Below are 13,339 nucleotides of genomic sequence, written 5' to 3' on the forward strand. Positions count from 1 at the left end.
CTGAATTTATATTTTTTTAAAGACTTTCAAGTAATTCATGAGTAAGAATTCCCTTTCTGACGTAAGGTTTTCTGTCTTAGATTTAGCCGTAATTACCGAAGGAGATACACCCGCCGATGCCATCCATAACAGCCGGGATTTAGCCCGCCACGTCGAAGACTGGGGCTATACCCGATTCTGGATGGCTGAGCATCATAATATGGAAAACATTGCCAGCTCGGCGACTTCGGTGCTCTTGGGACATGTTGCGGAAGCTACCAAGTCGCTGCGCATTGGCTCGGGTGGCGTAATGCTGCCAAATCACTCCCCGCTGGTTATTGCCGAACACTACGGCACGCTGGCTACGCTTTATCCCGATCGCATCGACCTGGGGCTCGGTCGGGCTCCCGGCACTGACCAGAAAACCGCGCAGGCCATTCGTCCCGACCGGATGCAGCAGGTGCGGCAATTTCCTCAAAACGTGAAACAGCTGCAGCAGTATTTTTCTACCGATAACAGCTCTTCTGATGTCCGTGCCATTCCGGGAGAAGGAACTGAAGTACCGCTGTGGATTTTGGGATCAAGTACTGACAGCGCCCATCTGGCCGCGGCACTGGGCTTGCCCTATGTCTTTGCCAGTCACTTTTCGCCCCAGCAACTGCATGCGGCCTTACAGGTATATCGTGATAAGTTTGAGCCCTCCGAACAACTGGATAGACCCTACGTAATGCCTTGCGTTAATATTGTTGTTGCTGATACTGATGAACAGGCCGAATTTTTATCTACATCACTAAAGCAGATGTTTATGGGCGTGGTCACCGGCAATCGTGATCCCATGCCGCCCCCTGTTGACGATATGAATACCGTCTGGAATTTACGAACAAAAATGGCGGTTGAGCAGATGTTGAAATATACCTTCGTGGGCAGCAAAGAAACGGTCAAAGAAGAGCTTTCCGAGTTCGTAGAAAAAACCGCTGCCGATGAGATTATGACTGCCACTTACATTTATGACCATGATCAGCGACTTAAATCACACCGTCTTCTATCTGAAATTATGGCCGGCCAATAACAAAGCCCGATCTCCTGTTCAGAAATCGGGCTGAAAATCTTTAATCAATACGGAAATTAGTTATCGTTTCCGGAATTTCCTCCGTTATCTCCACCACCATTGTTGCCACCTTGATTTTGTGGCAATTCAGGTACTGCAGATGGACTTTGCGATGCATCCAAACCATCCGTTTGTTCCGTCGGAGCATCAACACCACTCTGTTGTACCGCACTTTCAGTAGGTCCTCCACGGTCAATCGCAAAGTTCGCTAATACGCTTAGAACTAATAACGCCGTACCAAGCACAGTCGTGGATTTTGATAATAGGTCAGCTGTGCGACGTGCGCCAAGGCCCTGTCCACCAGCTTGGCCACCTGCCAAACCTCCGGAAATTCCTTGTCCCTGACCCGGTTGCAACAGAATTACAATGACCAAAAGAACACTGACAAGAGTAATTATCGAAAGTATTATTGTATAAAGCATGATTATAATCTATATAACGGTAATTTTCAGACCCATAAAGTTATTCAAAATTCCTTTTCTTTCCAATGAAGATATAATAGAAATTTACCTGTGATGCACCTATACTAACTACATAAATTGGCAAATATTTCATCGCCTAACTAAATAGCCGTGCAAGATTTCCCGAATAGAGTTCAAGAGTTTATCCAGAATTCGCCCGGTATTACCTACCAGGTTACCCTTTCGATTATTGCCATTTTTGTAATTTGGCTGGTTCGCCTCATCGCTATACGCATCATCACTAAGAAATTACCGGGTGAAAAGGCCCAATATAAATGGCGCAAAAACCTAACGTATATTGCTGTTTTTCTGGGCTTTTTAGTTGTTGGACGTATCTGGTTTGAAGGATTGCAATCACTGGCCACCTTTCTAGGTTTACTTTCTGCCGGTTTAGCCATTGCCCTGAGGGGGCCCGTCACCGATTTTGCCGGATGGATCTTCCTTATCTGGCGTAAACCTTTTGATGTTGGTGATCGCATTCAGGTAGGAGATGTCAAAGGGGATGTTATTGATGTTCGGGTTTTTAAGTTTACTCTGTTAGAAATTGGCAACTGGGTGCATGCCGATCAAAGCACTGGTCGCGTAATTCATGTGCCCAACCATTTGGTTTTTGATGATTCGCTGGCTAATTACACCAGCGATTTTGAGTTCATCTGGAACGAACTACAGGTGCTCGTTACCTTTGAAAGTGACTGGAGGAAAGCGAAAAAAATTCTCCAAGAAGTTGCCGATGAGCATTTAAAGGATTACGTGAAAGAGGCCCAAAACCAGATAAGCCGCGCCAAAAAATCCTATCTCATCCATTATCGCTACCTGACCCCTACCGTCTATACAGATGTACATGACAGCGGTGTTTGCCTGACGATTCGCCACCTCTCGAACCCCCGCCGGCGACGGAGTCTTGGAGAAGCCATCTGGGAAGATATTTTAGATAAATTTGGTCAACACGATGATATTGAACTGGCTTATCCCACCATGCGAATTTTTAGAGAAGGCGAAGGCAAGCAGTAATGTAACCAGGTGATTGGTATATCCTGAGTTCTTCTCCTATTTGGGAATCGGCTGGATAAGCTCAGGACTGTTGTTTTCGGGATCATTGACATCCTCAGATACACGATTGACCGTCAATTCAGTCATGGCATAACCATTGATAACTTCTTCTAGCTCCGATTCACTCAATGTCCCCTCTCCCAGCCACTGGTCACGATCATCAGGATGCACAAAAACAGGCATGCGATCATCAACCGGCTGAACGAGCGTATTGGCCTCTGTCGTGAGCATCGCGCAGGAATATACATCACGCCCTGCTGAAGATTCCCAAACAGAATATATTCCCGCTATGGCGGTCAGCTGATTAGAAAGCAATCGGATATAAAAAGGGGTACTTTTCTTTTCGCTAAACTTCCATTTGTAGAATCCATTTGCGGGGATCAGGCATCGGCGCCGAGCGACACATTCCGTAAGCCATTCATCCTTTTCCAGATCCTCAATGGGTACAACAAAATTGTCATTACCCTCCATTTCTTCTTCGGCATCGGGCGGAATTAATCCCCAGCGAAAATTATAGACTTTTCGTTCTCCATCCTCTTCATACACCACCGGAATAAGCGAACCGGGGGTAATATTATAGTCCGGTTTAAAAAAATCTTCTCGCGCCGTTGATACGCCAAATAGTTCTTCTGCTTCCTCTTTGGATGCCTCTAAGACAAAACGATCACTCATAAATTAATGATTTCCTTTAGCTTTTCACGTAGATTATGTTGCCTTTATACTAAGGTAACCGAATTAAAACCGCCAATGTTTCTTTTACCATGAACATCTTCATTAATGACGACGAACAGCGACTTAGAGCCGGATGGCGACTGTTAATTCAATTCATCTTCATGTTTTTGCTGGTCGGCTTCGGCATACTGGGCGTGCAGCAACTTTTGGCTGATCCGCTCATGGTGTACACCACCATTCCTCAATTTTTGGGAATAATCTTAAGCGTCTGGCTTGCTGCAAAACTGTTAGACAAACGCTCTTTTTTTGATTACGGAATTCATTTTAATAAGCAGTGGGTAAGAGACTTTTTCACGGGATGCCTGATTGCTGCCCTTTCTATTAGCACTATTTTTCTCATTCAGTGGTCATTGGGGTGGATAACTATTATTGAATACGGATGGGAAGCAGAATTGGAAACACCCTTTTTTACCGGGATTACCAGTTTCTTTATAGCTATGCTTATGGTAGGATTTCATGAAGAATTATTCTCACGGGGCTACCAACTTCTCAATATCACCGAGGGATTAAAATATCCCGCTGTTGGATTAAATAGCGCCCTTATAATGGCCATTTTACTTACGTCGTCCCTCTTTGGATTTATGCACTTCTTTAACCCCAATGCCTCATTTATCTCTACATTCAATATTATTTTAGCTGGTGTTGTCCTGGCTGTTCCCTACGTGTTGACCGGTAGTCTTGGGTTATCGGTAGGACTTCACTTCAGCTGGAATTTTGTAATGGGAGGTGTTCTTGGCTTTCCCGTGAGCGGTAAGAATATCGAATTTTCTATGCTCCAGATTAAACAATCCGGAGCTGATTTCTTTACCGGCGGCGCTTTTGGCCCCGAAGCGGGTATTCTTGGATTACTGGGAATGGCAATAATGTTAGGGGGATCACTCGTTTATATAAAGAATAGCCGTCGTGAACTAAACATTGATGAGTTGTTTACAAAAGACTATCAACAAACCACGAAATCAGATGAGCAAACGGCATAAGTTTTGTATATTCTGCTATTGATACGCATCGCTTGGTTTTGAAGCGAATGCATGAAGAACAAACATTAATAAAATGAAAGGTTAGAACGTTGAAGTTTGAAGAAATGACGTTAAGCCCCAATATCATGAGCGGGCTCCAAGACATTAATTACACCGAACTTACTGAACTGCAAGAAGAAGTGATCCCAGCTGTACTGGAAGGTAATGATGCACTCATAAAAGCCGAACCGGGAAGCAGCAAAATCGCCTCCTTTGTAATCCCTGCCCTTGAACAGGTCAACAATAGAGAGGATAAAGATGGCACCTCAGTTCTTATTTTAACCCCTAATCCCGAAGAATCGCAAGAAATTGATGAGCTGGTTTGGGCTATGGGCTATCACGCTCAAATTGAGTGCGCTTCCATCGATATGGATACCGATCTCGAAGAACAAAAAGAGGCTATCCAAAGTGAAGTGGAAGTTATCGCTGGCAATCCCGGCCCCCTCCTTGATGTTTGTCAGGATCTGAGATTTATATTCCGACACGTTGGATTAGTGATTATCGATGCCGCTGACGAAATGGTGGCTCTGAACCTTCAGGATAAAATCCAGAATATTTTAAAGCGTGTACTCAGTGAACATCAAACCCTCGTATATTCAAAAGAGGTTAATGATGATGTCAAAGAGCTTACCAAACAGCATACTAAAGATCCCGTTGCTATCGGATTTGAGGATAAGCCGGGTATGTTGACAGAACCTCCAAAGGTGGATCAAAACTTGACACAGGGATACATCTATGTGCCTAACCGGATGAAGATTACTACCCTGATGGCTCACATTGAGAATACCCCTGATGATAACTGCGTGATTTTTACAGCCTCAAAGCGCGGGACGGATCGCCTCTATCGAACCCTGCGAAAAAATGATATGAAGGCCACAAGCCTCCACGGAAAACTTTCGGATGAAAAGCGGTCACAACGCTTTGCTAACTTTACTAGTGGTGATGTCCAGTATCTCTTAGTTGCCGATATTCCTGCTGCAGAACTCGGTCTCGATCGCGTAACGCAAGTTATCAACTATGATGTACCTAACGATCCGAACGAATATCGTTATCGCGCCAGCTTAGTAGGCTCAGGCACTGCATCACGTATTGTATCGCTGGTATCCAAGCAGGATCGCAGTGATATTAACGAACTGGAAAACAGCTTGGGGCAAGCGCCCAAAGAGTTACCGCTTCCGGATAAAGTGAAACAGAAGCTAGAAGAACGCAAGAAACAGAAGAAGAAAAAGTCACGCGGCGGTAAACGTGATAACCGATCCAAGCGAGGCAACAATGGCCGTGGCAAAAAGAAGAAAAAGGATGATGAGCTGCAGCTCCCACGCCCAAGTTACGATAAGCTTAGTGGCGGTAAGAAGGGCGATTCCCCCAAAGATCAGAAAGATGGTGTTATCGGCCTAATCAAGAAGCTCTTTTCTTAGACTTATAATAATATTACAGATTTTTTAGAAGGACGGGTTGACGCTCGTCCTTTTTTTATTTGAGGGTGGCAGAACTATTCCAGCTCTAATTATCATATGCAAAAGAATAGGTAACACACACCGTTAGTCATAAAAAAAGCCCCGCCGGATAACCAGCAAGGCTTCTAAATAACTTCGATGGTTAAAAAAAGTTAAGCAGTCATCTTCTGCTTCTGTTTTTCCGCTTCAGCAAAGACCACATCTTTTATGGCATCAAATCCTTCGAGTGTTTTTTCAATGTGTTCTTTGGTATGAGCAGCCGTCGGTATCAGGCGAATTAACACAGTACCTTTGGGTACTACCGGATAAGCAACACCACTAACAAAAATACCGTGCTCTTCACGCATTTTACGCATAATAAGCTGACAGAGATCGGTACTTCCTTTGGTCAGGACCGGCGTTACCGGACATTCTGCAGGTAATACATTGTACCCCATGTCCCGGAGTCCACCACGCAGCATATTCGTATTTTCCCACAGCTTTTCTCTCCATTGGGGATTATTACGAATCATCTCCAATCGCTTGCGCGCCGACTTTACAATCGGCATGGGCACCGACTTGGCAAAAATCTGACTCCGTACATTCGCTTTCAGAAACTCTACAACGCGCTCATTAGTAGCCACAAAAGCTCCGATCAGGGCAAATGCCTTGGCGAACGTACCAAAATAAATATCAATTCCATCGTGGCAACCCAAATGTGTCCCCGTACCGGAACCATCTTCACCCATGGTACCTACGCCATGCGCATCATCAACAAGTAAACGGAACGGATACTCTTCCTTGAGGGCAATCATTTCATTGAGAATACCGAGGTCTCCGGTCATGCCAAAGGCGCCTTCTGTTACCACCAAAACTGCTCCATCATCTTTTTTCTTACGGTGGGCACGCTCCAACTGAGTCTTAAAACTATCAATATCGTTGTGCTTAAACACATACTTCTCTGCCATCGCCAACTGCTTTCCATCCACAATACAAGCATGGCTCAGCTCATCATAAATAAGAACATCGTTGCGATCTACCAGTGCGTGAATAACGCTCATAATGCCCTGGTATCCATAATTCAACAGAAAGGCATCATCTTTATGCACAAAATCGGCCAGCTCTTCTTCCAGTTTCTCGTGTTCAGTAGAGTTTCCTGTCATCAGGCGGGCACCCATTGGGCTACTTAAACTGTAATCTTGGGCTATTTTAGCGTCGTACTTTTTGATCTCTTCATTGCTGCCAATACCCAAATAATCATTGATGCTCCAGACGATAACATCTTCATCATTAAATTTCATTACAGGTCCCAGCGGACCTTCAAGTTTGGGGTAGGTATAATATCCGTATCCATCCGAAGTAAATTCCCCTAACGGGCTTGGTCTGGACTCCAGTTTATCAAATAAATCCATAAACTAATCTATACTAATTGTTTGGTTATGTGTAGATGATCTTTTGGAAAAGTCGAAAAAGTGGCTGTAAAAACATTTAAAAAAGGTAATGAAAATAACCCGCATGTCAAAAAGAGCACCCCTCTAATTATAGCCCCCTAAAATATTGATAACAATGTATTTAGGGATAATACAGGTCGATTCTTTTTAAATTTTTACTTCCCGGTATATCATTTTAATCGTTCCTACTCGTCAACTTGCTACCCTTTTCCAAAACCACCTTTTTGAGTAGCTCTATATCTTCCTTATCGGTACGCGGATTGATAAAACAAACCCGAAGTGCCGTTTTCCCTCTGATTTTGGTGCCCGTTAGAAAAACACGCCCATCCGATTCAATTTCCTGTATGAGTTTATCATTCAAGCGGTTTAGAACCGACTCTTCAAACCCGCCGGGGTTATATCGAAAACAAACAATCGAGAGCGGAACCGGGGCCATAAGTTCCAGGTTTTCATCTGAGTCTATGAGTTCCGAAAAATAGGTTGCCTTATCGATATCAGAAGCTATTTCTTTGCGCAAACGAGTTGCTCCGAATGCCTTTATTGTCATCCAAACTTTTAGTGCCTTGAACTCTTTAGTAAGCGGTAGGCTGTACTCCATCAAGTCGGTCCGTCCGCCATTTTGCTCATCAGATTTCAGGTAATCGGGAATAGTACTGAATGTCTTTCGCAGGTGGTCGGGATTTTTAACCAGGGCGCCACCCGCCTCAAAAGGAACATATAACCACTTGTGGGGATTTACCACCACCGAGTCTGCTTTCTCAATCCCTGAAAACAAACCACTTGCCCCCTCGACTTTCGCAGCCGGCCCTCCATAAGCCGCATCAACATGATACCACAGATCATAGCGCTGACAAATATCAGCAACGGCATTCAGGTCGTCAACGGCCCCTGTATTTGTCGTACCCGCTACGCCAATGGCACAAACAGGATGAAATCCCGCATTTTTATCGGTGCGAATTTGCTCTTCCAGCTGATCGATATCAATACGAAATTCATCATCAACTGGAATCTTGCGCAGATACTTTTTGCCCAAGCCCAACATATCCATCGCCTTGTCAAAACTGGAGTGCCCCTCCTCCGAAACATATACGGTCATCGGCCGGGAGCCATAGATCCCCTCATCCGCAACATCAACGGGTGCTTTAATTTTACGCGCTACGGCAAGGCAGTTAAAATTTGCCACCGATCCGCCACTAAGTAACACCCCTGCACTACGCGTTGGATAGCCGATAAACTCAGCTATCCAGCGCATCACCAAGCGTTCCAGTTCGGTACTTGCCGGTGATGAGTGCCACTTCAAGTTATTCTGATTGATTGACGCTTTAATCATCTCCGCCAGCACGGCCACTTGGTTTCCACCACCGGTGATGTATCCGAAATAACGCGGCCCGGCACTATTGGTAATGCTGCTTAATATCTTTTCACCGACCTCATCCAGCAGAGAATCCATGTTTTGTGAATCTTCCGGCAAAGGTTCATCCAGAAGTTCCTGCACTTCAACAGGACTTTTGCCGGCAAAAACTTGTGCTTCGCTGTGTTCTCGGTAGTGCGATATAATCAATTTACCCGCTTGATCTATCCAGCGTTTAAACTGTTTTAGGGAAACATCAAGACTCATTATCTGTAATATTTGTGTTGAAATATTTGATATGAAATAGGTGAATATAGCTCTCTTCTACAGAAACGCCATAGCTGAAACAGCACTCATCCAAAAGCATTAAAAGCCCTCAAAAAAGTACCTCCCCAGACCCAGAGTAAAAATCAGCCAGCCATAAATAACATGCTCTATAGTAACCCAAAACAGGGATTGTGTGCGTTTATATGTCATCCCAAACAATATACCTCCGCCAAAACTGAGCGCTACTGCCACCCAGTTTCCATATACAATGTGTAAAAAAGAAAATACCAATGCACTCAATAAAATATCACTGTTTTTGAAATAGAAAAAGTCCTTGTACCGGTGGAAAAAGAAGGTGCGATATATAAACTCCTGCGGCAATGCCGAAAAAAACGGATACAACACCATCACGAGCATCCAAATCCAGGGTCTTTCAATAGGGAAAGCAAATAAATATTCGGAATGCAAGAACCACGTTAATCCAAAGAGCCCCGGGGCAATTATCAAAAGTCGAAGTACTATGGTTTTACTTATCTCGCTATCATCAGATCTTCGAAACAGTCCTCTTCCGAAAGTGGGGTCATGCCAAAGCATATAGCCGCAATATACGGCAACCAACACAAGTAATACCAACTTAGGCAGAAGATTTACTTCCCAATACTCCACCAACGGCAGTCCTATAAAAATGACGATCCCTTCCAATATTAGGAGTCCTAAAATCGATGACCCAGGATTCTGTTTAGTATCACTTGTTTCAGCCATCATAAGCGAACGTATTTATACTCTGACATGTTTTTACCAATTGTCTTGTGTGGATTAAAACCTCACTTTTTGTCATAAAATTTGTACCTTTACCCGTTTATACAAACGCAAAAATAACTGAATGTCTCAGACCGATACGATCTCCGATAAAGACCAATCACAAACCGACGAAGATCGCCCCATTATAGTTAAAGGGGCTCGTGTTCATAACCTCAAAGATATTGATGTAGAAATACCCAGAAACAAAATGACGGTGGTTACCGGCGTCAGCGGTTCGGGCAAATCCAGCCTGGCGTTTGATACTATTTACGCAGAGGGACAGCGCCGCTATGTGGAAAGCCTTTCCAGCTACGCGCGGCAGTTTCTGGAACGCATGGACAAGCCTGATGTAGACTTCATGCAGGGCATTTCTCCAGCTATGGCTATTCAACAAAAGACCACCTCTTCAAATCCGCGTTCTACAGTGGGCACTACCACTGAAATTTACGACTACATGCGGCTCCTATATGCACGTATTGGCCATACGATCTCTCCAAAATCAGGCAAAGAAGTAAAAAAAGACAGCACCAAGACTGCTATTGAAGAACTGCACAATCAGTTTGATGAGGATACGAAATTTTATGTGCTGTTTTCTATTCCCGAACATGAAGAAAAAGGACTGGAAGACGAGCTTCGGGTGTTGAAAGAAAAAGGCTATCCACGACTGCTCCATATTGAAGACGAAAGTATTTTAGACCTGACAACGGATGATGTGGATCCCGATGACATCAACCCTGAAAATTATCGTGTACTGGTTGATCGTTTAATTTTAAAAGACGATGAAGATACCCGAACACGTATTGCGGGATCCCTTGAAACGGCCTTTCAAGAAGGTGGTGGACGCTGTTCAGTAAAAATTCGCGATGGAAAAGAACTTAATTTCAGTGAGCGTTTTGAACGCGATGGCATGGAGTTTATCGAACCAAAGCCGCAGATGTTCTCGTTTAACAATCCTTTTGGAGCATGCGACAAATGTGAAGGGTTTGGCAAGGTTTCGGGTATCGATGAAGACTTAGTAATTCCCGATCCCGAAGAAACGATTCGTAATGGAGCTATTGCTCCTTATAGCGGAGAAAAATTTAGTCGTCACCTGCGGGATCTCATCAAAGTTTCGGCGCGATACAGTCTGCCGATTGACACTCCCTACCATGAACTTGATGACGAGGTCAAAGAAATTATATGGGAAGGCAAAGATGAGTATATCGGTATCCGTCCGTTTTTTGAGGACGTTAAAAGCCAATCCTACAAGGTTCACATGCGCGTGTTCTATTCGCGCTATCGTGGATACAGCCGCTGCCCCGACTGTAAGGGCTACCGGGTGCGAAAAGATGCTCTATATGTAAAAGTGAACGACAAACACATTGGGCAAGTTGCCGAAATGACCATCGGTCACGCCCGGGATTTTTTCGAAAACCTGGAGCTTACGGAATTTGAAAAAGAAGTGGCCGAACAGGTCCTCTTTGAAATCCGAAAACGGCTCAAATATCTTGACGAAGTTGGCCTCAGTTATCTCACATTAAATCGATTAGCCAAAACGCTAAGCGGCGGCGAGGCACAGCGCATCAGCCTTGCAAACTCTTTGGGCAGCTCGCTGATCGGCAGCCTGTATGTGTTGGATGAACCCACTATCGGGTTGCATCCCCGGGACAACGACCGGTTGATCAACATTTTAAAATCGCTGCGTGATATCGGGAATACTGTACTGGTTGTAGAGCACGATCCCGAGATGATTAAAGCGGCTGATAATATCATTGATATAGGTCCTTTTGCCGGCGTACACGGTGGCGAAGTGGTATTTAGCGGATCATACGATAAGCTGCTCGAAGCCAATACCCTGACAGGGAAATATATCAGCGAACGCAAAGAAATTCCGGTACCTGAAAAACGTCGTAAAGGCAGTGGCAAAACGATCACCCTTGAAGGGGCAATGGAACACAACCTCAAAAGCCTCGATGTAGAATTCCCGCTTGAAAAGCTGATCTGTGTCACCGGTGTAAGCGGTTCGGGAAAATCTACTCTGGTCCACGATACACTTTATGCAGCTATCCAAAATCAAATGGGTACTTACAATGATGAAATTGGTCAACACCGGAAAGTTACCGGCACCAATTATATCGACTCGGTAGAAATGGTTGACCAATCCCCTATTGGACGGTCATCGCGGTCTAATCCTGCCACCTATACTAAAGCTTTTGATGGCATTCGCGACCTTTTCGCCGAGACGCGTCAATCCAAAATAATGGGCTACGAGCCGGGCCACTTCTCCTTTAACGTCCCCGGCGGACGTTGTGAAGCATGCCAAGGCGAAGGCATCCAAAAAATAGAGATGCAGTTTATGGCTGACATCGAGCTAACCTGCGAAGAGTGTGGCGGCAAGCGGTATCGCAAAGATGTGCTACAGGTTAAATATCGCGGCAAAAATATTCACGACGTGCTAAATATGTCGGTTTCAGAAGCCATTGAGTTTTTTGTGGACGAGGACCGCATCACCAATAAACTGCAAACACTTGAAGATGTCGGGCTTGGATACCTCAAACTCGGACAAAGTGCGCCGACCCTTTCCGGCGGTGAAGCCCAGCGAGTAAAACTGGCCAAGTTTCTCAGTAAATCAGCCGGCGACAGCACGCTCTATTTCTTTGATGAACCCACGACCGGACTTCACTTCGAAGATATTGCTAAGCTGCTCGACTCCTTCAACGAGCTCGTAAATAATGGACATACCGTCATTATTATCGAGCACAACTTAGATGTCATTAAATGTGCCGACCATATCATTGATATCGGCCCAGAAGGTGGTTTTGCGGGCGGACAAGTGGTAGGAACAGGCACACCGGAAGAGATCACCGAGGTTGAGGAAAGCTACACCGGTCAGTACTTGGAGGATGTGCTATAGTCCTATAATTGTTCCGATCTTTCAAATATAAAAAGCTGTGCTTCACTTTGAAGCACAGCTTTTTAAAGTAACTAAATTTAGTTCAGCGATTATTTGATCCTAACGTTTCGTATTACTCCTGATCCTTCATCTGGTATGTCGAAGCGATTTTTAAGCTCTTGGTAAGACATGTTTTCATAATTTTTATTCATTCCTTTGGTCTTCCCAGCAGACTGCCCTCCGGGAATAATTACATACCTATAAAAATTTCCGGTATCAAATGTACATGGATCAGTTTCCCCTTTCGGATGGTTTTCCATTCTAAGTTCTATCTCTTGGTAACTGAAGTCAAAATCAAGTCTTTGCCGATCGGTAGGACCACATCCAGTAATAGCTTCTACATGTGGCAGCTGTTGAATTCCATTATTAGCAGAAAAATCTATATAAACATTGACTGAGCCACTATCTATTATACTAGAATCAACTTTCGTTTCTTCAACCCAATATTTTCTGTACGTAGTACCAAATTCCACAAGCGAATCACTCCAAGTGGTATCTGTTGTAAATTCTGTCCAATCGGAGTAAATTACATTGGCGGTTCCCTCTTCGCCCTGAGGACCTTGGTCACCCTGTGGCCCTTGCTCTCCCTGTGGTCCCTGCGGGCCTTGTGGCCCTTCGGGGCCTTCACAGCCTACGATCATTGCCAATCCTATACATAGTGATAAGACAAACATTAGTAAATTGTTCGTTTTTAAATAAGTCATAGTTATTTATGCTTATTTAATTAGTATTGATGAGATGAATTAATAAATTTC

At 44.4% G+C, this 13,339-nt stretch carries 11 protein-coding genes; 5 read left to right on the forward strand and 6 right to left on the reverse strand.

Annotated elements, in window-relative coordinates:
* Nucleotides 1-37 precede the first annotated feature (37 nt).
* The gene (locus tag ACT3IB_RS09525) at nt 38-1,048 is read left to right on the forward strand and encodes an LLM class flavin-dependent oxidoreductase (RefSeq protein WP_491538773.1); all 1,011 of its coding nucleotides are present in this window, start codon (nt 38-40) and stop codon (nt 1,046-1,048) included.
* A gap of 56 nt (nt 1,049-1,104) precedes the next feature.
* On the opposite strand, the gene secG is transcribed toward ACT3IB_RS09525, so the two are convergent.
* Nucleotides 1,105-1,509 (reverse strand): preprotein translocase subunit SecG, encoded by a 405-nt coding sequence (gene secG, locus ACT3IB_RS09530; RefSeq protein WP_491538774.1) that lies wholly within the window; start codon nt 1,507-1,509, stop codon nt 1,105-1,107.
* 150 nt (nt 1,510-1,659) lie between these two features.
* Here secG and ACT3IB_RS09535 point away from each other — a divergent pair, with 150 nt between their 5' ends.
* Nucleotides 1,660-2,559 (forward strand): mechanosensitive ion channel family protein, encoded by a 900-nt coding sequence (locus ACT3IB_RS09535; protein WP_491538775.1) that lies wholly within the window; start codon nt 1,660-1,662, stop codon nt 2,557-2,559.
* Between the two features lie 36 nt (nt 2,560-2,595).
* Here the strand turns inward: ACT3IB_RS09535 and ACT3IB_RS09540 are convergent, their stop codons facing one another.
* On the reverse strand, nt 2,596-3,270 hold the full coding sequence (locus tag ACT3IB_RS09540) for an SOS response-associated peptidase (RefSeq protein WP_491538776.1): 675 nt from the start codon (nt 3,268-3,270) through the stop codon (nt 2,596-2,598).
* An 89-nt stretch (nt 3,271-3,359) separates the two neighbouring features.
* On the opposite strand from ACT3IB_RS09540, the gene ACT3IB_RS09545 reads away from it, so the two are divergent.
* Together ACT3IB_RS09545 and ACT3IB_RS09550 are read left to right on the forward strand one after the other, a co-directional pair.
* Nucleotides 3,360-4,307, forward strand: coding sequence for a CPBP family intramembrane glutamic endopeptidase (locus tag ACT3IB_RS09545; protein WP_491538777.1), 948 nt, complete (start codon nt 3,360-3,362; stop codon nt 4,305-4,307).
* 89 nt (nt 4,308-4,396) lie between these two features.
* Nucleotides 4,397-5,764 carry a DEAD/DEAH box helicase gene (locus ACT3IB_RS09550; protein WP_491538778.1) on the forward strand — a complete coding sequence of 456 codons (1,368 nt, stop codon included), beginning with the start codon at nt 4,397-4,399 and terminating at the stop codon, nt 5,762-5,764.
* 191 nt (nt 5,765-5,955) lie between these two features.
* Here the strand turns inward: ACT3IB_RS09550 and ACT3IB_RS09555 are convergent, their stop codons facing one another.
* From ACT3IB_RS09555 to ACT3IB_RS09565, 3 genes are all read right to left on the reverse strand, one after another.
* Nucleotides 5,956-7,194, reverse strand: a complete 1,239-nt coding sequence (locus tag ACT3IB_RS09555) for an aminotransferase class I/II-fold pyridoxal phosphate-dependent enzyme (protein WP_491538779.1) — start codon at nt 7,192-7,194, stop codon at nt 5,956-5,958.
* Nucleotides 7,195-7,408: 214 nt separating this feature from the next.
* A complete protein-coding gene (locus ACT3IB_RS09560) occupies nt 7,409-8,851 on the reverse strand; it encodes a pyridoxal phosphate-dependent decarboxylase family protein (protein ID WP_491538780.1) in 1,443 nt (480 codons plus the stop codon).
* Between the two features lie 99 nt (nt 8,852-8,950).
* Nucleotides 8,951-9,616, reverse strand: coding sequence for a CPBP family intramembrane glutamic endopeptidase (locus tag ACT3IB_RS09565; protein ID WP_491538781.1), 666 nt, complete (start codon nt 9,614-9,616; stop codon nt 8,951-8,953).
* A 118-nt stretch (nt 9,617-9,734) separates the two neighbouring features.
* Between ACT3IB_RS09565 and uvrA the strand changes: the two genes are divergently transcribed.
* Nucleotides 9,735-12,545 carry an excinuclease ABC subunit UvrA gene (gene uvrA / locus ACT3IB_RS09570; RefSeq protein ID WP_491538782.1) on the forward strand — a complete coding sequence of 937 codons (2,811 nt, stop codon included), beginning with the start codon at nt 9,735-9,737 and terminating at the stop codon, nt 12,543-12,545.
* 89 nt (nt 12,546-12,634) lie between these two features.
* On the opposite strand, the gene ACT3IB_RS09575 is transcribed toward uvrA, so the two are convergent.
* A complete protein-coding gene (locus tag ACT3IB_RS09575; RefSeq protein ID WP_491538783.1) occupies nt 12,635-13,258 on the reverse strand; it encodes a hypothetical protein in 624 nt (207 codons plus the stop codon).
* Nucleotides 13,259-13,339: the final 81 nt, after the last annotated feature.

This window comes from Fodinibius sp. GM21, assembly GCF_058386955.1.

Excerpts from the sequence above, each read along its gene's own strand:
- ACT3IB_RS09540 (WP_491538776.1), bottom strand. The coding sequence starts at position 3,270 with ATGAGTGATCGTTTTGTCTTAGAGGCATCCAAAGAGGAAGCAGAAGAA.
- ACT3IB_RS09560 (WP_491538780.1), bottom strand. The coding sequence starts at position 8,851 with ATGAGTCTTGATGTTTCCCTAAAACAGTTTAAACGCTGGATAGATCAA.
- secG (WP_491538774.1), bottom strand. The coding sequence starts at position 1,509 with ATGCTTTATACAATAATACTTTCGATAATTACTCTTGTCAGTGTTCTT.
- ACT3IB_RS09545 (WP_491538777.1), top strand. The coding sequence starts at position 3,360 with ATGAACATCTTCATTAATGACGACGAACAGCGACTTAGAGCCGGATGG.
- ACT3IB_RS09555 (WP_491538779.1), bottom strand. The coding sequence starts at position 7,194 with ATGGATTTATTTGATAAACTGGAGTCCAGACCAAGCCCGTTAGGGGAA.
- ACT3IB_RS09565 (WP_491538781.1), bottom strand. The coding sequence starts at position 9,616 with ATGATGGCTGAAACAAGTGATACTAAACAGAATCCTGGGTCATCGATT.
- uvrA (WP_491538782.1), top strand. The coding sequence starts at position 9,735 with ATGTCTCAGACCGATACGATCTCCGATAAAGACCAATCACAAACCGAC.
- ACT3IB_RS09575 (WP_491538783.1), bottom strand. The coding sequence starts at position 13,258 with ATGTTTGTCTTATCACTATGTATAGGATTGGCAATGATCGTAGGCTGT.
- ACT3IB_RS09525 (WP_491538773.1), top strand. The coding sequence starts at position 38 with ATGAGTAAGAATTCCCTTTCTGACGTAAGGTTTTCTGTCTTAGATTTA.